16 protein-coding genes are annotated in these 20712 nt (G+C 64.4%); 6 read left to right on the forward strand and 10 right to left on the reverse strand.

Features of this window, described 5'->3' with window-relative positions:
• Nucleotides 1-17: 17 nt before the first annotated feature.
• The 6 genes from IEW98_RS04580 to dapA all read right to left on the reverse strand — a co-directional run bounded on the left by IEW98_RS04580 (nt 18) and on the right by dapA (nt 5741).
• A complete protein-coding gene (locus tag IEW98_RS04580; protein WP_188761734.1) occupies nt 18-860 on the reverse strand; it encodes a class I SAM-dependent methyltransferase in 843 nt (280 codons plus the stop codon).
• 120 nt (nt 861-980) lie between these two features.
• A complete protein-coding gene (gene recA, locus IEW98_RS04585; protein WP_188761735.1) occupies nt 981-2048 on the reverse strand; it encodes a recombinase RecA in 1068 nt (355 codons plus the stop codon).
• A gap of 121 nt (nt 2049-2169) precedes the next feature.
• Nucleotides 2170-3639, reverse strand: a complete 1470-nt coding sequence (locus IEW98_RS04590; protein ID WP_188761736.1) for a hybrid sensor histidine kinase/response regulator — start codon at nt 3637-3639, stop codon at nt 2170-2172.
• 82 nt (nt 3640-3721) lie between these two features.
• The gene (locus IEW98_RS04595) at nt 3722-4387 is read right to left on the reverse strand and encodes a sulfite oxidase-like oxidoreductase (RefSeq protein WP_188761737.1); all 666 of its coding nucleotides are present in this window, start codon (nt 4385-4387) and stop codon (nt 3722-3724) included.
• Between the two features lie 2 nt (nt 4388-4389).
• Entirely contained in the window at nt 4390-4869 is a 480-nt protein-coding gene (gene smpB / locus IEW98_RS04600) for an SsrA-binding protein SmpB (RefSeq protein ID WP_188761738.1), read from the reverse strand.
• On the reverse strand, nt 4869-5741 hold the full coding sequence (gene dapA / locus IEW98_RS04605) for a 4-hydroxy-tetrahydrodipicolinate synthase (RefSeq protein ID WP_188761824.1): 873 nt from the start codon (nt 5739-5741) through the stop codon (nt 4869-4871). Before dapA ends, smpB begins: the two co-directional genes overlap by 1 nt.
• 107 nt (nt 5742-5848) lie before the next feature.
• Between dapA and IEW98_RS04610 the strand changes: the two genes are divergently transcribed.
• A complete protein-coding gene (locus IEW98_RS04610; protein WP_188761739.1) occupies nt 5849-7888 on the forward strand; it encodes a transglycosylase SLT domain-containing protein in 2040 nt (679 codons plus the stop codon).
• An 87-nt stretch (nt 7889-7975) separates the two neighbouring features.
• Here IEW98_RS04610 and IEW98_RS04615 read toward each other — a convergent pair whose 3' ends face one another.
• Both IEW98_RS04615 and aspS read right to left on the reverse strand, forming a co-directional pair.
• Nucleotides 7976-8767 (reverse strand): polyphosphate kinase 2 family protein, encoded by a 792-nt coding sequence (locus tag IEW98_RS04615; RefSeq protein WP_188761740.1) that lies wholly within the window; start codon nt 8765-8767, stop codon nt 7976-7978.
• An 11-nt stretch (nt 8768-8778) separates the two neighbouring features.
• The gene (gene aspS, locus IEW98_RS04620) at nt 8779-10560 is read right to left on the reverse strand and encodes an aspartate--tRNA ligase (protein ID WP_188761741.1); all 1782 of its coding nucleotides are present in this window, start codon (nt 10558-10560) and stop codon (nt 8779-8781) included.
• Nucleotides 10561-10775: 215 nt separating this feature from the next.
• On the opposite strand from aspS, the gene rnd reads away from it, so the two are divergent.
• On the forward strand, nt 10776-11963 hold the full coding sequence (rnd, locus tag IEW98_RS04625; RefSeq protein WP_188761742.1) for a ribonuclease D: 1188 nt from the start codon (nt 10776-10778) through the stop codon (nt 11961-11963).
• Here rnd and IEW98_RS04630 read toward each other — a convergent pair.
• Nucleotides 11960-12799 carry a LysR substrate-binding domain-containing protein gene (locus IEW98_RS04630; protein WP_188761743.1) on the reverse strand — a complete coding sequence of 280 codons (840 nt, stop codon included), beginning with the start codon at nt 12797-12799 and terminating at the stop codon, nt 11960-11962. The two genes, rnd and IEW98_RS04630, sit on opposite strands and share 4 nt — an antisense overlap.
• Before the next feature lie 101 nt (nt 12800-12900).
• Here IEW98_RS04630 and bla point away from each other — a divergent pair, with 101 nt between their 5' ends.
• Complete coding sequence (gene bla / locus IEW98_RS04635; protein WP_188761744.1) at nt 12901-13770, forward strand: class A beta-lactamase; 870 nt, start codon at nt 12901-12903, stop codon at nt 13768-13770.
• 54 nt (nt 13771-13824) lie between these two features.
• Here bla and IEW98_RS04640 read toward each other — a convergent pair whose 3' ends face one another.
• Nucleotides 13825-16380 (reverse strand): TonB-dependent receptor, encoded by a 2556-nt coding sequence (locus tag IEW98_RS04640; protein ID WP_188761745.1) that lies wholly within the window; start codon nt 16378-16380, stop codon nt 13825-13827.
• Nucleotides 16381-16635: 255 nt separating this feature from the next.
• Between IEW98_RS04640 and IEW98_RS04645 the strand changes: the two genes are divergently transcribed.
• The 3 genes from IEW98_RS04645 to IEW98_RS04655 all read left to right on the forward strand — a co-directional run bounded on the left by IEW98_RS04645 (nt 16636) and on the right by IEW98_RS04655 (nt 20663).
• Nucleotides 16636-17757 (forward strand): phosphoserine transaminase, encoded by a 1122-nt coding sequence (locus tag IEW98_RS04645; protein ID WP_188761746.1) that lies wholly within the window; start codon nt 16636-16638, stop codon nt 17755-17757.
• A 117-nt stretch (nt 17758-17874) separates the two neighbouring features.
• Nucleotides 17875-19455: a phosphoglycerate dehydrogenase gene (gene serA / locus IEW98_RS04650; protein WP_188761747.1), complete on the forward strand. Its 1581-nt coding sequence runs from the start codon at nt 17875-17877 to the stop codon at nt 19453-19455.
• Nucleotides 19456-19553: 98 nt separating this feature from the next.
• Entirely contained in the window at nt 19554-20663 is a 1110-nt protein-coding gene (locus tag IEW98_RS04655; protein WP_188761748.1) for an ATP phosphoribosyltransferase regulatory subunit, read from the forward strand.
• The last annotated feature ends 49 nt before the right edge of the window (nt 20664-20712 follow it).

Consider the following 20712-nt stretch of genomic DNA (forward strand, 5'->3'; position numbering starts at 1 on the left):
CGTCATCCCTTCGGGCATCAGGCGCGCGCGGTCACGATCCATGCGGCCGCCGGCAGGCCCACTACGCCTTCGAAAAGATTCGCTCGCAGGGCATCGGCCAGCAGTGGCGCCGCCGCCGCCGCCACGTCCGGACCGGCTTCGCGAATGGCGCGAGCCGCCGGACCGATACTCAGGTGGAATTCCACAGCGGACATCAGCGCGTCTTCGCCTGCACCGATCACCATCGAAAACGACAACGCGTGAAACGCGATGTCCTGCCAACCGGCAGCGTCGAGGATGCCATGAACGTGTTCGGGGTCGGCAAAGGCAAAAGGCCCGGGTTCGCCAGCAATCGGCGGCATGGGCGCATCCGGCAAAATGTTACCCACAGCCTGCATCGCCAATGTTGCCCATAGGTTCTCCGTCGTCGGCTGCCAGCACGCAAACACAAGGCGACCGCCCAGCGCTGCAAGCGCACGAATGTTGGCCAAGGCCGCCACAGGGTCAGCAAAAAACATCACCCCGAACCGCGAGACGATCAGGTCGAAGCCGCTGTCTTCATCGAAGGTCGCCGCATCGGCTTGTCGAAATTCGGCCTCGCTCAACAGCTCCGCGGCACGCTCGCGCGCGCGCGCCAGCAACTGGTCCGAAATATCGATGCCGAGCGCCGTGCCGTCGTCGCCAACCGCTCCTGCAAGGGCAAGTGTCGTTTCACCGCTGCCACACCCGACATCGAGAGCGTTCTCACCGGGTTGCGGTGCCGCCAGCGAGAGCAATGCCGCGGTCACCGGCGTAAATGACTCATCGATCCGGGCCTGCATCCCCGCCCAGGTATCACCGACCCTGCTATTCCAGTACTCGATCTGCGCGGCATTGCTCATCGGGCCATTCTCTCAAATTTTCGGGAATGCCTGCAAAGACTGTCCGATGCCGATCTTCCTGACCAGTGCCAAAAAAAAGGCGGAGCATCAGCCCCGCCCTTCTGTAATCATAGCGACCGATCAGCCTTCCTCGCCGTCCGCTTCGCTATCCGGACCCGCCATCAAGGCTTCCGAAATTCCCGAAGTATTGTCGCGAATCATCTTTTCGATCTTCGCCGCCATCTCGGGATGTTCCTTCAGATACTTCTTGGCATTCTCACGACCCTGCCCGATGCGGGTCGAGTCGTGGCTGAACCAGGCACCCGACTTTTCGACAACGCCGGCCTTCACGCCAAGGTCGAGAATTTCGCCGATCTTGGAAATTCCCTCGCCGTACATGATGTCGAATTCGACCTGCTTGAACGGCGGCGCGACCTTGTTCTTGACGACCTTGACCCGCGTCGTGTTGCCGACGACCTCGTCGCGGTCCTTGATCTGTCCGGTACGGCGAATATCGAGACGCACCGACGCATAGAATTTCAGCGCGTTACCGCCGGTGGTCGTCTCCGGATTGCCGTACATCACGCCGATCTTCATGCGCAGCTGGTTGATGAAGATCACCATGCACCGCGAACGGCTGATCGAACCCGTCAGCTTGCGCAGCGACTGGCTCATCAGGCGCGCCTGGAGCCCTACGTGGCTGTCACCCATCTCACCTTCAATTTCCGCGCGCGGCACCAGGGCCGCGACCGAATCGATCACCAGGACATCGATAGCGTTCGATCGCACCAGCGTGTCGACGATCTCAAGCGCCTGCTCTCCGGTATCGGGCTGCGACACGATAAGCTCGTCGATGTTGACGCCAAGCTTCTTGGCATAAGCCGGATCAAGCGCGTGCTCGGCATCGACGAACGCCGCCGTGCCGCCGCCGCGCTGGGCCTCGGCAATTGCGTGCAGTGCCAAAGTGGTCTTGCCCGAACTTTCCGGACCATAGATTTCGATGACACGGCCACGCGGCAATCCACCAATGCCGAGCGCGATATCCAGGCCCAGCGAGCCCGACGAGATCGATTCGACCTCCATCGTCTCCTTCGAGCCCAGCTTCATCACCGAGCCCTTGCCGAACGCACGGTCGATCTGTGCCAGTGCCGCCTCAAGCGCCTTCTGCCTATCCATGCCCCCGTCTACCACCTTCAATGCTGCTGCCATGTTCTCCGCCCTTTCCTAGACGTATGATGCAACACGTCAATGAGGCATTCGTATCCCGTTTGTTCCATGAGAACAAGTGGCGAACACAAGTTTATTTCAGCGCTTGATTTCAACAGCTTCGCTAATGAGCCGGACAAGCGTCGCCAATTGCAGCAACAAGTTCGGCCAACGCAAACGGCTTGGCAAGGAACCGCACACCCTGGGCACTGGCTGCACGGTGCAGCGGCGCTTCTGCGGACCCCGACATCAGTACGACGCCCAGCCCCGGCCGCATCGCCAAGGCCCGCGACGCCAGTTCGACACCATCGATCCCCGGCATCATGATATCCGACACGAGCACGTCGAATTCCGCGCCTTCGTCCAGGATCCCGAGCGCCACCATGGCATCGCCTGCGACCGTTACGACCGGTCCGAACCGCCGCAACCCCCGCTCCAGAATGGCCCGGACCGCGGCGTCGTCCTCCACCAGCAACACGCGCAGATCTACCAGCGAGTTCTCCTGCGCCTGCGCCGCGACGACCGGTGCCACCACACGCGCGGCCAACCGCGTCACCGCAGGCAGATACACACTGAAGACGGTCCCCCGCCCTCCATCCGAGGGCGATGCAAAGATATAGCCGCCGCTCTGCTTGACGATGCCATACACCGTCGACAGCCCGAGCCCGGTGCCTTCCCCCATCGGTTTTGTCGTGAAGAATGGCTCGAATATCTTGCCGGCAATCGCGGCCGGTATCCCTGCCCCGGTATCGACGACATCGATCGCGATATGATCGACCTGCGGGATGATTCGGTGTCCCAGCGCGTGAATTTCGCCCGCCGGCACATCGCGTACCGTGATGGTAAGCGATCCCGCCCCTGACATGGCATCGCGCGCGTTGACGGCAAGATTGACGATAACCTGCTCGATCTGCCCGGGATCGGCCCGCACCGCCGCCCGCAGCGGCCCGCCTTCGATACGAAGGTCAATTCCCTTGCCAAGAAGCTGCGCCAGCAACGGTCGCAGCGCCGCGATCAACGTTTCCAGGTCGAGCACTTGCTGCCGCTGTGGCTGTTGCCGGGCAAACGCCAGCAACTGCGCCACCAGTGCCGCCGCCCGCAGGCCATTGCGGCGGATCTCGTCGAGGTTCTCATGATCGGGGTCCCCCACCGGGTGCCGGTCGATCATCTGGTCAGTAATTCCCAGAACAGCCGTCAGGATGTTGTTGAAATCATGCGCGACTCCGCCAGCCAACTGACCCACCGCCTGCATTCGCGTCGCTGCCGCAACCTGCGCCTCGAGCCGCAATTGCTCCCGAATATCGCGCATCGCCAGCAGCGCCCCGACGCCAAGGCCCGGCGGCACCGGGCTGATGGTGATCACCTGCTTTTCTTCCGGCCGCGTCACCAATGCGGCCCGGATCTCGATCTGCGCCCCACCGGCGATCGCCCGCCGCACCGCATCCGCCAGCCCGGTCGCATCTTCCGCAATCACCAGCGCCTCGGGTCGTGCGCCCGGCCGGCAGCCGGATCCGGCCGTCGCCAGCAACGCAACGTTGCTCACCGCGATCAAGCCATCGATCGACACCAGCGCCATCGCGAGCGGCAACGACATCAAAAGCTGCCCGATCCACGGGTTGGGCTCCCCCGCGGCATAGGGCGCCGGCCAACCACCAGGCGGCAAGGCAGGCCAGATCTCAGCCGTAGCGCTGCTCCGTCCAGGGATCACCCTCGTTATGATAGCCGCGCGTTTCCCAGAACCCCGGCTTGTCGGTCATGACGATCTCGATACGCTTCAACCACTTCGCGGATTTCCACAAATAGTAACGCGGGATAATGACCCGGACCGGCCCGCCGTGCTCGCGCGTGATCGGCGCGCCGTCATGGCTATGCGCCAAAAGGCAATCGTCCTCCGCAAAATGATCGAGCCGGACGTTGGTCGTATAGCCGTCATAGCTGTGCAGGATCACATGCCGCGCACCCGGCAATGGCTGCACGACGGACAGGAGATGCTGCGTCGACACCCCCTGCCAGTGGTTGTCGTATCGCGACCATTGCGTCACGCAATGGATGTCGGACACATCCTCGAACGCCGGCTGTTGCGCAAAATCAGCCCAACGCCATATGGTCGGATTGACGACCGCGCCATCGATCGTCAGTTCCCATTCCTCGCGCTGCACATCGGGCTGGATCCCCAGGTCGAGCACAGGCCAATTGGTCACCAGCCGCTGACCAGGCGGCAGGCGGTGCGAATGATCGACGTCGCTTGACCCGGTCAGCAACCGCCCGGCGCGCGCCCAGGCTTGCTTGACCGCAACCAGCTTGGCCCGCATCCCGTCCTCAAGGGCCTTGTCGTCCGTCATGCCTATCCGCGATCCCGCATGATCCGCGCCGCATCGCGTTTCCAGTCGCGCGTTTTCTCCGTCTCGCGCTTGTCGTGCAACTGCTTGCCCTTGCCCAGCGCCAACTCGACCTTGGCACGGCCCTTGTCGTTGAAATAGATCGACAATGGCACAAGGGTCATGCCCTGCCGCGCCACCGCCGCCCCCATCTTGTTGATCTGGCGCTCGTGGAGCAGCAGCTTTCGCGGTCGCTTGGGTTCATGGTTGAACCGGTTACCGTGGCTGAACTCGGGAATATTGGCGTTGACCAGCCACATCTGCCCATCCTTCAGCTCGGCATAGGCCTCGGCGATACTGCCCTCGCCGCCGCGCAAGGCTTTCACTTCGGTACCCGCCAGCGCAATCCCCGCCTCGACCACGTCCTCGATGTAATATTCATACCGCGCCCGCCGGTTTTCGGCGACGGTCTTGACCTTGACGGTTTCGGGGCGAGGCCGCGCCATCAGGCGAGCCCGGCATGGGCCAGCGCCGCGTCGACCGCCGTCGCCGACGCCGCCGACGCCGCACAGATCGGCAACCGCACATCACTCGCCATGTGCCCCATCCGCGCCAGTGCGTGCTTCGTCGGCCCCGGGCTCGCATCGCTGAACAGCGCCGCATGGAGCGGATAAAGCCGGTCGTTGATCGCCAGCGCCGTGCGGAAATCCCCCGACAGCGTCGCCGCCTGGAACTGCGCACACAGCCGGGGCGCGACATTGGCGGTCACCGAGATCGCGCCCACCCCGCCCATCGCGTTGAACCCGAGCGCCATGTCGTCATTGCCCGAAAGCTGGATAAAATCCGCCCCGCACGCCGCGCGCTGCGCCGCCACCCGCGCCAGATTGCCCGTCGCATCCTTGACCCCAACGATCGTCGGCAGCCTGGCCAGCACGGCCATCGTCTCGGTGCTCATGTCCGCCACCGAACGCCCCGGAATGTTGTAGATGATGATCGGCAAGCGCGAGCTTTCCGCCAGCGCCGTGAAGTGCGCGATCAACCCTGCCTGCGACGGCTTGTTATAATATGGCACGACGATCAGCGCCGCGTCGGCGCCGACATTCGCCGCATGTTGCATATGCGCGATTGCCGTCGCCGTGTCGTTCGATCCACAGCCAGCAATCACCGGTACGCGGCCGGCAGCCACCTCGACGGTCCGCGTAATGACTGCATGATGTTCGGCATGGGTCAGCGTCGGCGATTCGCCTGTCGTCCCGCACGGCACCAGCCCGGTCGAACCTTCGGCGATCTGCCATTCGACGAAGGCCGCGAACGCATCCATGTCGACGGCGCCGTTTTTGAAGGGGGTCACCAACGCCGGAATCGAGCCCTGGATAATCATGCCGTCCACATTGCTGTCCTCAAACTCTTCACCCAAACGCCTGAACCGCCTAAGGCGTCCCTACGTGGTTGAGTAGAAAGACTGATATGGAGCGCCGATGCCTCTTGGCAAGCAATGTCTTTTCACGCGCGCTGCCCCTTGCCGCGCTGCTGCTCTCCGCCGCCCCCGTCCTCGCGCAACTGTCGCCGGCATCGCGCAGCCTCTATACCGCCCGCCTCGCCAACAATGCCGCCGGGCAATTCAGCAGCTTCGCTGCCTCGCCGCTGGTCGGCGCCGCATCCGATAACGCCATGGACGCTGTCGTCACCTGGGATCGCCTGCGCCGCACCAACTATACCAAGGCAAACGGCGCGACCTTCGGCGAATACGCCCGTTTCCTGAAAGAGCGCCCGGATTGGCCGCAAAGCGTCACTTTGCGCCGCGCCGCCGAAAAACTCATCGACGACACCATCCTCCCCGCCGACCGCATCACTTATTTCAAGCAGTTTCCGCCGATGTCGGCGCTCGCCAAGCTTTGGCTCGCCGAAGCCTATCTGCAGTCCGGCCGCAGCGCCGACGCGCGCGAGATGGCCCGCGACGCCTGGGATTCGGCCGGCCTCGACCCGATGCAGGAGATCACCCTGCTCGCCCAGTTCGAGCGCGACCTTCGTCCCGAAGACCATCTGTCTCGCGCCGACCGCCTGCTCTGGAGCGGCCAGACCAGCGCCGCCGGCCGCCTCTTGCCGCGCATGGACCAGGCCCGCCAGCAATGGCTGCTCGCCCGCATCGCATTGCGCACCAACAGCCCCGACGCCGCCAGCCGCCTCGCCAACGTGCCGGCCGCACTGGCGAACGACCCCGGCCTGATCCTCGACCGCGCACTCTACATGCGCCGCCGCGGCGATGTTGCGTCTGCACAGGCGCTGCTCGCCAACGCCAATCCGTCGCCCGGCAACGTTCTCGATCCCGAGACCTGGCTCAAGACCCGCCTCGAGTTCGCCCGCGCAGCCTGGCGCTCCGGCAACCCCGAGGCCGCGTATCGCATCGCCTCGCGCCACAGCGCCTATCCCGATGCCCGGTCCGTCGCCGAACGCAGCCTCGGCGAACGCCAGGCCTATGTCGACAGCGAGTGGCTGGCTGGCTGGCTGGCGCTCCGCAAGCTCGGCCGCCCGCAACAGGCGGTGGCCAACTTCCAGAACGCCCGGACCGCCTCGCTGACCCCGCTCAGCCAGTCGCGCGGCGACTATTGGATCGGGCGATCCTACGAGGCCGCCGGCAAGGCCAACGACGCCAGGGCCGCCTATGAGGCCGCCGCCGTGCATTTCGATTATTTCTACGGGCAGCTTGCCGCCGAACGCCTTGGCAAGCCTCTTTCCGTCATCCGCGCCCGCCAAGCCGTGATCCCCGGTGACGAAGCCAGCACCTTCCGCGCCGATCCGCTGGTCCGCGCCACTTTCGCACTCGGGGATCTCGGCGACCGCGGCCGCCAAGCCATCTTTCTTCGGCAACTCGCCGACCGCGCCAAGGGGCCCCGCCAGATGGCGCTCGTTGCAGGGCTGGCGGGGCCGCTCAATCGCCAGGATCTCGGTGTCTTCGCCGGCAAGGCCGCGCGCGCCGAAGGCGACTTCGGCCTGCTCGATTCCGCTTTCCCGGTGCTCCCGCTGCCGGGCAATTTGAGGCGCGACTTCACCATGATCCACGCCATCACCCGGCAGGAAAGCCAGTTCGACCGCACCATCACCTCGTCGGCCAACGCACAGGGGCTTATGCAACTCCTGCCCGGAACCGCTGCCGAACAGGCCGGCAAGATGGGCCTTCCCTCATCGACCGAGCGCCTGACCAGCGACCCGATCTACAACGTCACCCTCGGGTCCGGCTATTTCAACCGCCTCAAGGACAATCTCGCCGGCAGCCACGTCCTCGCCGTCGCCGGCTACAACGCCGGCCCCGGCAATGTCCGCAAATTCCTTGCCGCCAATGGCGACCCCCGCACCAGCGAGGACGTCATCGACTGGATCGAAGCCATCCCGCTGTCGGAAACCCGCAACTACGTCCAGCGCGTCCTCGAAAACGCCGTCGTCTACGACATGCTCAACCCGCAAACCGCGATCATGCCGACAACCAACCGCCTCAGCGCCTATCTCGGCAAACGCACCCCCGGCTAACTTTTGTCCTCCCCCTAGAGGGGGGAGGCGAGAGACGCGCCTTCGCGGCCCGGGTGGGGGTGTCTCCCGCCCAGAACATAGCCGCCCTCAAAGATCCAGCTTCACCCCAAGCGCCTCCTCCGCCATCGCCCGAACCTCTACGCTAGCCTCGGGATAGTTCAGGTCGACTCCCTCCCCCAGCGCCGCAACAACAGCCTCCAACCCCTTGATCCGCGCAAATTTCTTGTCGTTGGCTGCAATAGCCGTCCACGGCGCCAGTTCGGTCGATGTCTGCTCGAACATCTCCTTATACGCATCGAGATAGGCCTCGCGCATCGACCGGTTGTGATAATCCTCGACGCCGGTCTTCCACCGTTTCCACGGCGTCTCGATTCGCTCCTTCAGGCGCTTGTCCTGTTCTTTCTGGGTGATGTGCAGGAACAGCTTCACGATCCGCGCACCATCGGCAATGTGCAGCGCCTCGAACGCGTTGATCTCGTCATAGGCGCGCCGCCAGTCGGCTTCCGGCGTCAGTTTATCGACGCGTTCCACCAGCACCCTGCCATACCAGGTACGATCGAACACGACGATCTCGCGCTTCGCCGGCAGCCGCTCCCAGAACCGCCACAGATAATGATGCTCGACCTCGATCTTCGTCGGCGCCCCGATCGACCACACCCGCGTATAACGCGGGTCGAGGGGCGCCGTCATCCGGGTAATCAGCCCGCCTTTTCCGGCCGCATCCCAGCCCTCGATGGCGACGATCGCCTTGCGGCCCTGGTTGATATACGCGGCCTGGATGAGCTCCAGCTTGTGCTCGAGTTCTCGGAGCTGTTTTTCATAGACCTCGCGGTCGAGATCTTCGTCGTGTTCGAATTTGCTCAGGTCGATCTTGGCCAAGGCGCGTCCCCCTATTCGACGATACGAATGTGCAACTCCCGCAACTGCTTCAGCGTTGCCGCGTTCGGCGCATTCATCATCAGGTCTTCGGCCTTCTGATTCATCGGGAACACCACGACCTCACGGATGTTGGGCTCGTCGGCGATCAGCATGACCATCCGGTCGACACCCGGCGCCGAGCCACCATGCGGCGGCGCGCCGTATTTGAAGGCATTGATCATGCCGGTGAAATCGCGATCGACATCGGCCTGGCTATAGCCGGCAATCTCGAAGGCCTTGTACATGATCTCGGGCCGGTGGTTCCGGATCGCGCCCGACGACAGTTCAACGCCGTTGCAGACGATATCATACTGATAGGCCTTGATCGTCAGCGGATCCTGCGTCTCGAGCGCCTCAAGCTCGCCCTGCGGCATCGAGAACGGATTATGGCTAAAGTCGATTTTCTTGGCGTCCTCGTCATACTCGAACATCGGGAAATCGACGATCCAGCAGAATTTGAAAGTATCTTTCTCAATGATATCGAGCGTCGTCCCGACCCGCGTCCGCGCCAGCCCGGCCAGCTTGGCCGCCTGCGCTTCCTTGCCCGCCGCAAAGAAACAGCCATCGTCCGGCCCAAGGCCCAGCTGCTCGTAGATCGCCAGCATGCCCGCCTCGCCGTGGTTCTTGGCGATCGGCCCGCCGAACTCGCCGGCCTTGCGCGTAACATATCCCAGCCCGGCATAACCCTCGGCGCGAGCCCAGTCGTTCATCTCGTCGAAGAACTTGCGGCTCTTCTCGGCCGTGCCCGGCGACGGAATGGCTCGCACGATGCTGCCATCCTCGACCATCTTGGCAAAAATCCCGAACCCCGAGTTACGGAAGTGATCGCTCACATCCTGGATGACGATCGGGTTGCGCAGGTCGGGCTTGTCGTTGCCGTATTTCAGCATCGATTCCGCATATGGGATGCGCGGGAACGCCCCCTGAGTGACCGCCCAGGGCTTGCGCCCGCCAAAGCCGGCATTTTCCTCGAACACACCCGCCAGAACCGGCTCGATCGTCGCAAAAACATCGTCTTGCGTAACGAAGCTCATTTCGAAATCGAGCTGATAGAACTCGCCCGGCGAGCGATCGGCGCGCGCATCCTCGTCGCGGAAACACGGCGCAATCTGGAAATAGCGGTCGAAACCCGCCACCATCAACAGTTGCTTGAACATCTGCGGCGCCTGCGGCAGCGCATAGAATTTGCCGGGATGCACGCGGCTCGGCACCAGGTAATCGCGCGCCCCTTCGGGACTGCTGGCAGTCAAGATCGGCGTCTGGAATTCGGTGAAGCCTTGGTCGATCATTCGCCGGCGCAGGCTGGCAATCACCCCCGAACGCAACATCATGTTGGCATGCAGCCGCTCCCGCCGCAGGTCGAGATAGCGGTACTTCAACCGGATCTCCTCGGGATATTCGGCATCGCCCGCCACCGGCAACGGCAATTCGACCGCCGCCGACTGCACTGTCACCTCGAGCGCCCGCACTTCGATCTCACCCGTTGCCAGGTTCGCATTCACCGCCCCGCCCTCGCGTGCCACGGCATCGCCGGTGATTGTCACCACCGATTCCACCCGCACCCGATCGAGCGTCTCGAACGCCGGCGACCCCGGCCCGACGACGATCTGCGTCAGCCCGAAATGGTCGCGCAGGTCGATAAACAACACGCCGCCATGATCGCGCTTGCGGTGGATCCAGCCCGACAGGCGAACGCTCTGGCCGGCATCGGTGCCGCGCAGAGCGCCGCAATTATGGGTACGATAGGCGTGCATGGGACAATCTCGAATTGAACAGGGACATTTTGCCCGCAGCCGGGGCGTCGACGATGACGCGGGTGACACACGCCGGACGGCATTTTGTCAAGGCAAACGGCGCGTCATGGCACTGCGGCAACACCTGCAATTAAACTGAACATCTTGCTTTGCATATTGTAACTGCCGCAAGTCTTCGACTGGTCGAGTCGCTTTCGGCGCTCTATGACCAGTCAATGCTCATCCATCCGCTGGTTACCGATACCGAAACCCTGACCGCGCTCTGCAATCGGCTCTCACAGGCGGACTTCGTCACCGTCGACACCGAATTCATGCGTGAGAGCACTTATTATCCCGACCTCTGCCTCGTCCAGGTCGCAAGTTCCACCGAAGCCGCCGCCATCGACCCCAAGGCGCCGGGCATCGACCTCGCGCCACTGCTCAAGCTGATGGTCGAGGACGAAGTCCTCAAGGTCTTCCACGCCGGCGGCCAGGACCTCGAGATCATCTACAATTTGACCGGCAAGACCCCTGCCCCGCTGTTCGACACCCAGGTCGCCGCCATGGCACTCGGGCTTGGCGAACAGGTCGGCTACACCAACCTTGTCGCCGCCTATTCCGGCGTCCAGATCGACAAGGGCGCGCGCTTCACCGATTGGGCCCGCCGCCCGCTCAACGATCGCCAGCTCGACTATGCCATCGGCGACGTGACCCACCTCGCCGACCTGTTCCCCAAGATGGTCGACAAGCTGCGCCGCACCGGCCGTGGCGGCTGGCTCGATGACGAGATGGCACGCTGCTGCGACCCCGCCACCTATGCCAATGACCCCGAGAAAGCCTGGACCCGGCTCCGCCTGCCAAGCCGCAAGGCCGACGTCCTTGGCCGGCTGAAGGCCCTCGCGCGCTGGCGCGAACTCGAGGCCCAGGACAAGGACGTGCCGCGCGGCCGCATCGTCAAGGACGAGACCCTCGGCGACCTCGCCGGCTCGCCGCCGCGCAGCCAGGCCGATCTCGCCAAGGTCCGCGGACTTTCGGCGGCCTGGGCGAGCAACGCCATCGGCGACCGCCTCATCCGCTGCCTGCAGGATGCGCAACCTTTGTCCGCCGACGAGATGCCGCTTCGAGAACCTCAACGCCCGGGATTGTCGACCGAAGGCGCGCTGATCTCCGACCTGCTCAAACTGCTCCTCAAGATTCGCAGCAAGGAAAGCGGTGTCGCCCCGCGACTCATCGTCCGCGGCGACGACCTCGATGCGCTCGCGGCCGGCGTCCGCGACGGCCTGCCCGTGCTCGATGGCTGGCGCCGCGAAATCTTTGGCGAGGACGCCCTGGCCCTTGTCGAAGGCCGGCTCGGCTTCGTCGTCAAGGAAGGCAGGCTGACCATGACGCGGCTCCCGGCCGCGATCGAGGAAAGCGTCGACTAGACGGTCGCTTCAAGCCAAAGTCGAAACGCCATCATTGCCGGGCGTTCAGCCCGCGAGCGCGCCCGCACCAGCCAGTAACCGCCGACATCGACTTCGACCTCCGATAGCCGCACCAACCGGCCGCTGGTAACGTCGCCCGCGAACAACCGCGCCGGCAACAATGCGGCACCGCCGCCTCCCGACGACGCAGCCGCCAATGCCAGCGATGAATCGAACACCGGGCCCAGCGCCGGGCGTCCCGACAGCCCCGCCTTAGCAAACCATCGCGGCCATTCATCGGCCCGGTACGACCGCAGCAACGGCGCGTCATCGAATTTGGCGCCCGGCGCCGCCATCGGCGTCAACGCCGCAGCCATGACGGGCGTCACGCTTACGCCCGGCCAATTGCCATCACCAAACCGAATGGCAAGATCGAGCCCTTCCCCCGCGAGATCGACGCGATTGTTGTTTGCCGTCACGCGCAGGTCGATTTCGGGATGCGCCGCCGCAAAAGCTGCCATCCTGGGTAACAGCCATATCGCGGCAAACGTCCCGACCACGCCGACGTTGAGCACCGCTCGAAACCGTCCCCCGGCGAACCGGTCGAGCGCTGCACCAATCCCATCAAAGGCCTCCGAAAGCACCGGCAACAGCGCCGCCCCCTCGTCGGTCATCATCACGCCGCGCGGCAATCGCTTGAACAACGTCACCCCCAACCGCGCCTCGAGCCCCTTGATCTGGTGGCTCAGCGCCGCCTGGCTCACGCAAAGCTCGATCGCCGCGCGCGTGAAGTTCAAGTGTCGCGCCGAGGCTTCGAAGGCGCGCAGAGCATTGAGGGGTATCTGCGGCCGGTCCATGCCAAAGCATTAGGGGATCTCATGGCTGCCGTGAAGGAACATCGCTTGGCAATTGCCGCCGTCGCAGCGAAAAACACGCTCCAACTGGAGAGCGCCACCACATGATCGACCGCCGCCAATTCGCCCAGATCGCCGCGCTGCTCACCGCAGCACCGGCTCTCGCGCGCACCCCTGCCCCCCTCGACCTCAAGTCCGCCGTCCTCGCCGCCGAAAAGTCCACCGGCGGACGCATCGGCTTGGCCGTCCATGATACCGCCTCCGGCCGCTGTTTCAGCCACCGCGGCGCCGAGCTTTTCCCCATGGCCAGCACCTTCAAGGCCCTCCTCGCCGCCGCCATCCTGCAGCGTGTCGACCAGGGCAAGGACAGCCTCAGCCGCACCATCGCCGTCCGCAAGGCCGACATCGTCAGCAATTCCCCCGTCTCCGAAAAACACATCGGCGGTACCGCCACCGTCGCCCAACTTACCGAAGCGACCGTCATCTACAGCGACAACACCGCCGCCAATTTGCTCCTTCCGGCGCTCGGCGGCCCGGCCGGCTTCACCCGCTGGCTACGCGACATCGGCGATCCCGTGACCCGCCTCGACCGTTTCGAAACCATGATGAGCGAGGCCCTGCCCGGCGATCCGCGCGACACGACATCTCCTGATGCCGTCATCGCAACCTGGCAGCGGCTGCTGCTCGGCAACATTCTCAAGCCCGCCAGCCGGGCGCAACTGACCGACTGGCTGATCGCCAACACGACCGGAGACACCCGCCTCCGCGCCGGCCTGCCCAAGGGCTGGAAAGTCGGCGACAAGACCGGCACCGGTGGTCACGGCAGTGTTAACGATGTCGCGATCGTCTGGCCGGTTCGCGCCGATCCGCGCCCATTGTTCATCGCCAGCTTCGTCAACGGCGGGACCGCGCCGTCCGAAACGTTCTACAAGGCCCATGCCCACCTCGCCCGCGCCATCGCCGCGGCAATCTGAACGACAAAACGCCCGGTCGTTCGCACGACCGGGCGCTGGTCTAGACGTCAAACCTCAGAAGCGAACGGTGCCTTCGATGCCGAAGGTGCGCTGCTGGTTGAAGTTACCATAGTCGCCAAGCACGTTGCTGACGCTGCCGGTGGTAACGCTGCTCGATGGTGCAGCAGGCAGGCTGTTCGATGGATCGCGGCGGAACAGCACGTCCTTGTCGAACAGGTTGCGGCCCCACAGGCTGACATTCAGCGTCTGGTCGCCGTCGCCCATCTTGATCTGGGTAACGGAGATCCGGCCGTTGACGAGGAACGACGCGTCGTTCTTGGTCTCGAACTGGTCGAACGCCTGGGTCGCCTGCGAATAGGCGGCGTCGAGGTGGAAGCGCACCGCGGTGTCGCCCTTGCCGATCGGCAGTTCGTAATCGATCGCACCGCTGGCGGCGTTCCGCGGCGTGAAGACGATATAGAATTGCTGATAGACGCTCGTCGAGGTGGTGACCGGCGGCGTACCGCTGACCGCCGAGGCGGTGATCAGCACCGGCGGGATGTTCGTATAGGTATAGGCGTACGAAGCGTTGAGCGTCAGGCCTTCGATCGGACGGAAGGTCAGATCGGCCTCGATGCCGCGGATCTTGGTGTTGCCCGGGGCATTGATGGTGACAAGGTTGTTGAAATTGCCCGTCGCCGTGAACTGGACCGAGCTGATATCGACCTGGCTGTCCTTGCGATCCATGATGTAGCCGGTCAGGTTGAACCGCGCGCGGCGATCGAAGAACTCGGACTTCAGCCCGACTTCATAGGACTTGACGTCCTCAGGATCGAAAGCCTGATAGTTCGACGTGCGCGAGCTGGCGCCGCCGGCGCGATAGCCGGTCGCATATTTGGCATAGACATAGATGTCCTCGTCCGCCTGGTAGCCGATGGTCGCCATCGGGTTGAAGCGGTTCCAGGTCTCATCCAACGGCTTGTAACCGTTCGCCGCGGCGCGGATCGGGTCGGTGCGATAGTTGATATTGCGCGAGAACAGCAACTCGCCCTGCTTCTTGTCAGTGGTGTAGCGGCCGCCCAGGATGACGCTCAGCTCATCTGTCGCATGCCATGTACCCTGGCCATAAACGGCGTAGCTGCGCGACCGGACTTCCGAGGCACGATCGATCGAGCGGCAACCCGGCTGCGACCCGAAACCACCCGAACCAACGCACGGATCGAGCACGACATAGCTGTAGCCGCTGGTTTGACCGGCCGTCGTGTAGCCCGAAATGGCCATCGAATTCGGCGTCGCCGCATCGTCGCTGACGTTCTCGATGAAGTAGTAAAGACCGCCGACATAGTCGACAGGACCCAGGGTCCCGACAGCCTGGAATTCCTGGCTGAACTGATTCTGCTTCAAATTGGCAAGGCTGTAGCGGCTGAAGTTGCACGCGGTGCCGACGCAACCCGGTGCAACGACAGGCGGACGATGCGCGCCGCCGGCGTTATCCCACTGCGACGACGTCACGCCGCGCCAACCGGTGATCGAGCGTAGCTCGAGGTCGGGCGTGATTTTGTACTTCAACGTATTGATGAAGCCGTGCGTGTTGTCGACGCTCGGCTGCTGCGGAACGCCGATGTCGGCGACTTTCTGGCGCGACGTGCTGTTGATGATGACGCCCGGCAGCGGTGGGCGGATCGTGCCCGTGAGCCCGGTGTAGGCTGTGCCGGGAAGGACGCAATTCGGTGCCAACGAAGCCCGGATAGGTACCGCAGCCGTGCCGCCGCTGGGGCAGGCATTCGGGTTGAAATTGAGCAACTGGCTGTAGAACGGCGTCGTTTCTGTGTGCGCTACATCATAGGCAAAATCGTTGGTCAGACCTTCGAACGGCTGCCAGCGCACGGCAGCGCGCAGGCCCTGGCGATCGGAAAGGTTCCAGCCGGACTGCCCGGCGAGCGGGTTCTTCGTCGTTGCATCCTGGTGCTGGACGACACCGTCGATCTTGACGCTGAAATTGTAGAACTCGGGAAGGTCGAGGTGGAGTTCGCCGTTATAGGCACCGTAGTTGCCGATGCCGCCGGTGACGCGCCCGCCGAATTCGCCCGTTGGCGCCCGGTTGACGATCGACAGCGCGCCGCCTTCGGTGTTGCGGCCGAACAGCGTGCCCTGCGGGCCCTTCAGCACTTCGACGCGCTCGACATCGAACAACGACGTGTTCACACCGTGCTGCCGACCGAGATAGACGCCGTCGATATAGATGCCGACGCCCTGTTCGCGCGCCGGCTGGTTGGCATCGAGCGGCACGATGCCTCGAATACCGATGGTCAGCGCATTCGTGCGTGCTTCGAACGGCGCGATGCGCAGCGACGGCACGCTGCCGTCGGAAAGATCGACCAAGCTGAGGACGCGGCGCTGCTTGAGCGAGTCGCCGCCCAGCACGGTAATCGAAATCGGCGTCCGCTGAGCGTTGGTTTCGCGCTTCGTCGCGGTCACGACGATCTCGTCGAGGCCTTCCGAAGGCACAGCGTCGTCGGCAGCGGCGACCACGATCGGCGCCGGCGCATCCTGTGCCGCTGCAGCCCACAATGGCGAGGTGAACATCACGTCCAGCAAGGCCAGTACGGCGAGAGATGTTGTCGATTTCATCGAAAGGTGATCCCGGTGCGCCAAAGACGGCGTTGAAGCGGGGGCATAAGTGCGGACTGTTACAATATGGGGCCAGAATTGTGACAGTTTGGATTGCAATCATGAACGTGTCGAAATTGCCACACGGCCTCTGTCTGCAACCTCTCGGCAACACCGGGAGCGCCAACATTCGCTTGACTGCCCGCCAGACCTCCCTATGAGCGGCGGCGGGCCACGCGGTCCCAACGCCGCGCGAGCTCTCTGTGAGGAGAGAATATGATTGACCGTCCTACCGCGCTTCCTGCGCGTGCGCATTTTTCGTCCGGCCCCTGTGCCAAGCGTCCCGGCTGGGATGCCTCCCAACTCGCCACCGAATCTCTCGGCCGCTCGCACCGGTCCAAGATCGGCAAATCGCGCCTCAAGCTCGCAATCGACCTGACTCGCGAAGTCTTGAGCGTCCCCAGCACCCATCGCATCGGCATCGTGCCGGCCTCCGACACCGGCGCCTATGAAATGGCGATGTGGAGCCTTCTCGGCGCCCGTCCCGCCACCATGATCGCCTGGGAAAGCTTCGGCGAAGGCTGGGTGACGGATGCCATCAAGCAGTTGAAGATCGACGCCGACGTCGTCACCGCCCCCTATGGCGAGCTGCCCGATTTCACCCGCATCGATCAAAGCCGCGACATCTGCTTCACCTGGAACGGCACCACCTCGGGCGTTCGGGTCCCCAATGGCGACTGGATCCGCAACGACCGCGAAGGCCTCAACCTCGTCGATGCGACCTCGGGCGTATTTGCCCAGGACATCCCCTGGGACAAGATCGATGTGCTCACCTACAGCTGGCAGAAAGTCCTCGGCGGCGAAGGCGGCCACGGCGTCCTTATCTTGGGGCCACGCGCCGTGGAGCGCCTCGAGAGCTACACCCCTGCCTGGCCATTGCCTAAAATCTTTCGCCTGACCTCCAAGGGCAAGCTCATCGAAGGCATCTTCTCGGGCGAAACCATCAACACGCCATCGATGCTCGCCGTCGAGGACTACATCGACGCCCTCGAATGGTCGAAGCAGATCGGCGGCCTGCCCGAGTTGATGGCCCGCGCGGACGCCAATGCAACAGAGCTCAACCGCTGGGTCGACGCCACCCCGTGGATCGAAAACCTCGCCAAGGTGCCGGCGACGCGCTCGAACACCAGCGTCTGCCTGACCCTGCCCGGCGCCGACGAAGCGCTGCCCAAGGCCATCGCGTCGCTGCTCGAAAAAGAAGGCGCCGCCTACGACATCGGCGCCTACCGCGACGCCCCTCCCGGCCTGCGCATCTGGTGCGGCGCCACCGTCGACACCAGCGACATCGAAGCGCTGACCCAGTGGCTCGACTGGGCCCACGCACAGGCCACAGCCTAGCCCTTCCGACTTCTCCCTCCCTTCTTCAAGGGAGGGGTCGGGGGTGGGTCACTCTAATCGCCCAGCCAAAAGCTTTCCCCACCGCGCCTTATCCGGCAGCAGGCCAAGGATCAAACCATGCCAAAAGTCCTAATCTCCGACCAAATGTCTCCCAAGGCCGCCGAAATCTTCCGCGCCCGCGGCATCGAAGTCGATGAAATCACCGGCCTCACCAAGGACGAGCTTATCAAGATCATCGGCCATTACGACGGCCTCGCCGTCCGCAGCGCCACAAAGGCCACCAAGGACGTCATCGCCGCCGCGACCAACCTCAAGGTCATCGGCCGCGCCGGCATCGGCGTCGACAATGTCGACATCCCGTCCGCGTCCGGCGCCGGCATCGTCGTGATGAACACCCCCTTCGGCAACAGCATTACAACCGCCGAACACGCCATTGCCCTCATGTTCGCCCTCGCCCGCCAGCTTCCCGAAGCCGACGCCAGTACCCAGGCCGGCAAGTGGGAAAAGAACCGCTTCATGGGGGTCGAACTGACCGCCAAGACCCTCGGCCTGATCGGCGCCGGCAACATCGGCAGCATCGTCGCCGACCGTGCCCTCGGCCTCAAGATGAAGGTAATCGCCTTCGATCCGTTCCTCACTCCCGAGCGCGCCGAAATCATGGGCGTCACCAAGGTCAGCCTCGACGAGCTCCTCGCCCAGGCCGATTTCATCACGCTCCACACGCCATTGACCGACAGCACCCGCAACATCCTGTCGGCCGAAAACCTCGCGAAGACCAAGCCTGGCGTCCGCATCATCAACTGCGCCCGCGGCGGCCTCATCGACGAAGCCGCCCTCAAGGCCGGGCTCGATTCCGGCCATATCGGCGGCGCCGCGCTCGACGTCTTCGTCGAAGAACCTGCCAAGGCCAGCCCGCTTTTCAACACCCCCAACTTCATCAGCACGCCGCACCTCGGCGCCAGCACCGACGAAGCCCAGGTCAATGTTGCCATCCAGGTCGCCGAGCAAATGTCCGACTTCCTGCTCACAGGCGGCGTCACCAACGCCCTCAACGTGCCGTCGCTGTCGGCCGAGGAAGCACCGCGCCTCCGCCCCTACATGCAGCTCGCCGAACGCCTCGGCTCGCTCGTCGGGCAGCTCGTTACCGAAGGCGTCAAGGGCGTCACCGTCGAAGTCGAGGGCGCTGCCGCCCAGCTCAACATCAAGCCGATCACCGCTGCCGTCCTTGCCGGGCTGATGCGGACCCACAGCGACACCGTCAACATGGTCAACGCCCCCTATCTCGCCCGCGAACGCGAGATCGAGATCGCCGAAGTCCGCCACGACCGCGAGACCGATTATCACACGCTGGTCCGCGTCACGGTGAAAACCCCCGACGGCGACCGCACCGTCGCCGGCACCCTGTTCGGCATGACCAAGCCGCGCCTGACCGAGATCTTCGGCATCACCGTCGAGGCCGACCTCAGCGGCCGCATGCTCTACATCGTCAACGAGGACAAACCCGGCTTTATCGGCCGTCTCGGCGGCGCGCTCGGCGAAGCCGGCGTCAACATCGGCACCTTCCACCTCGGCCGCAGAAACACCGGCAGCGAAGCCATCCTTCTGCTCTCGGTCGACGACACCATCCCTGACCCGCTGCTCGCCAGCATCTGCCGCCTCCCCGGCGTCAAAACGGTAAAAGCCCTGACTTTCGCCTGACCTGTCTACCCTCTCCCCTACCGGAGAGGGTGACTCGCCGCCCTTGCGGTGAGCGGGGTGAGGGTGATACCCGCGCCGACACATAAACGGACACATAAATGATCCCCCCCGGTCTCCTCCCCGAAGGTCTGCGCGACCGCCTCCCCCCCCAGGCCGAGGCGGCCGCCGCACTCGTCCGCAGCCTGACCGCCAGCTTCGCCTCCCACGGCTATGAACACGTCCAGCCTCCTATGGTCGAATATGAGGAATCACTCGGCTCCCGACTCGGCGGTGCCGCCCGCCGAGAACTCCTCCGCTTCACCGATCCCGTCAGCCAGCACACCCTCGCCCTGCGCTCCGACATCACCGGCCAGGTCGGCCGCATCGCCGTCACCCGCCTCGCCGCCGCCCATCGCCCTCTCCGCCTTAGCTACGCCGGCCTCGTCCTGCGCGTCCGTGGCAGCCAACTCAGCCCCGAGCGCGAAAGCGTCCAGGTCGGCGCCGAGCTCATCGGCAGCGACGCCCCCGCCGCCGCCCGCGAGATCATCGCTCTTGCCGTGGAGGCCCTCCGCCAGACCGGCCTCGCCGACCTCTCGCTCGACATCACCATTCCCACCCTCGTCGCCGACCTCGCTCAGTCCGGCTGGCCGCTCGGCAAGGCCAGCCTCGCCGAAGTCCAGTCGCTCCTCGACGGCAAGGACAGCGGCGGCCTCGCCGCACTTGGCGCCGGCGCGTTCGAACCCCTCATCGCCGCCGCCGGCCCCGCCGCCGCCGCGCTCGCCCGCCTCTTCGCACTCGCCCTGCCCGCCCACGTCCGCGCGCGCCTGGAATCGATCGCCGCGCTGATCGCCGACCTGCAAGGCGTCACCGTCACCCTCGACCCCACCGAGCGCCACGGCTTCGAATACCAGACCTGGATCGGCTTCTCGCTGTTCGGCGCCGGCATCCTCGGCGAAGTCGGCCGCGGCGGCGCCTATGCCATCACGACCCCCGACGACACCGCCGAACCCGCGATCGGCTTCTCGCTCTATGTCGACGGCCTCGTCGACGCCGGCCTCGGCGTCACCGACCCGCGCCGCATCCTCCTGCCGCTAGGCACCCCTCCCGAAACCGGCGCCGACCTCCGCGCCAAGGGCTGGTCGACCATCGCAGCCTTCAACGACAACGACAAACCTGCCGATTTTCGCTGCAGCCACATTCTCGATGGCGTAGAGCCAAGGCTGATCTGAAAACTCCCCTCCCTGAAAGGGAGGGGCTGGGGGTGGATTAGTGCCGCCG

It is taken from the genome of Sandarakinorhabdus glacialis, assembly GCF_014643455.1.
Classification (GTDB): Bacteria; Pseudomonadota; Alphaproteobacteria; order Sphingomonadales; family Sphingomonadaceae; genus Sandarakinorhabdus; species Sandarakinorhabdus glacialis.

Coding starts and splice junctions, on each gene's coding strand:
- rnd (WP_188761742.1), top strand. CDS start 10,776: ATGCTCATCCATCCGCTGGTTACCGATACCGAAACCCTGACCGCGCTC.
- IEW98_RS04580 (WP_188761734.1), bottom strand. CDS start 860: ATGAGCAATGCCGCGCAGATCGAGTACTGGAATAGCAGGGTCGGTGAT.
- recA (WP_188761735.1), bottom strand. CDS start 2,048: ATGGCAGCAGCATTGAAGGTGGTAGACGGGGGCATGGATAGGCAGAAG.
- IEW98_RS04630 (WP_188761743.1), bottom strand. CDS start 12,799: ATGGACCGGCCGCAGATACCCCTCAATGCTCTGCGCGCCTTCGAAGCC.
- IEW98_RS04640 (WP_188761745.1), bottom strand. CDS start 16,380: ATGAAATCGACAACATCTCTCGCCGTACTGGCCTTGCTGGACGTGATG.
- IEW98_RS04655 (WP_188761748.1), top strand. CDS start 19,554: ATGATCCCCCCCGGTCTCCTCCCCGAAGGTCTGCGCGACCGCCTCCCC.
- smpB (WP_188761738.1), bottom strand. CDS start 4,869: ATGGCGCGGCCTCGCCCCGAAACCGTCAAGGTCAAGACCGTCGCCGAA.
- serA (WP_188761747.1), top strand. CDS start 17,875: ATGCCAAAAGTCCTAATCTCCGACCAAATGTCTCCCAAGGCCGCCGAA.
- IEW98_RS04645 (WP_188761746.1), top strand. CDS start 16,636: ATGATTGACCGTCCTACCGCGCTTCCTGCGCGTGCGCATTTTTCGTCC.
- aspS (WP_188761741.1), bottom strand. CDS start 10,560: ATGCACGCCTATCGTACCCATAATTGCGGCGCTCTGCGCGGCACCGAT.
- bla (WP_188761744.1), top strand. CDS start 12,901: ATGATCGACCGCCGCCAATTCGCCCAGATCGCCGCGCTGCTCACCGCA.
- IEW98_RS04590 (WP_188761736.1), bottom strand. CDS start 3,639: ATGTCGTTGCCGCTCGCGATGGCGCTGGTGTCGATCGATGGCTTGATC.
- IEW98_RS04595 (WP_188761737.1), bottom strand. CDS start 4,387: ATGACGGACGACAAGGCCCTTGAGGACGGGATGCGGGCCAAGCTGGTT.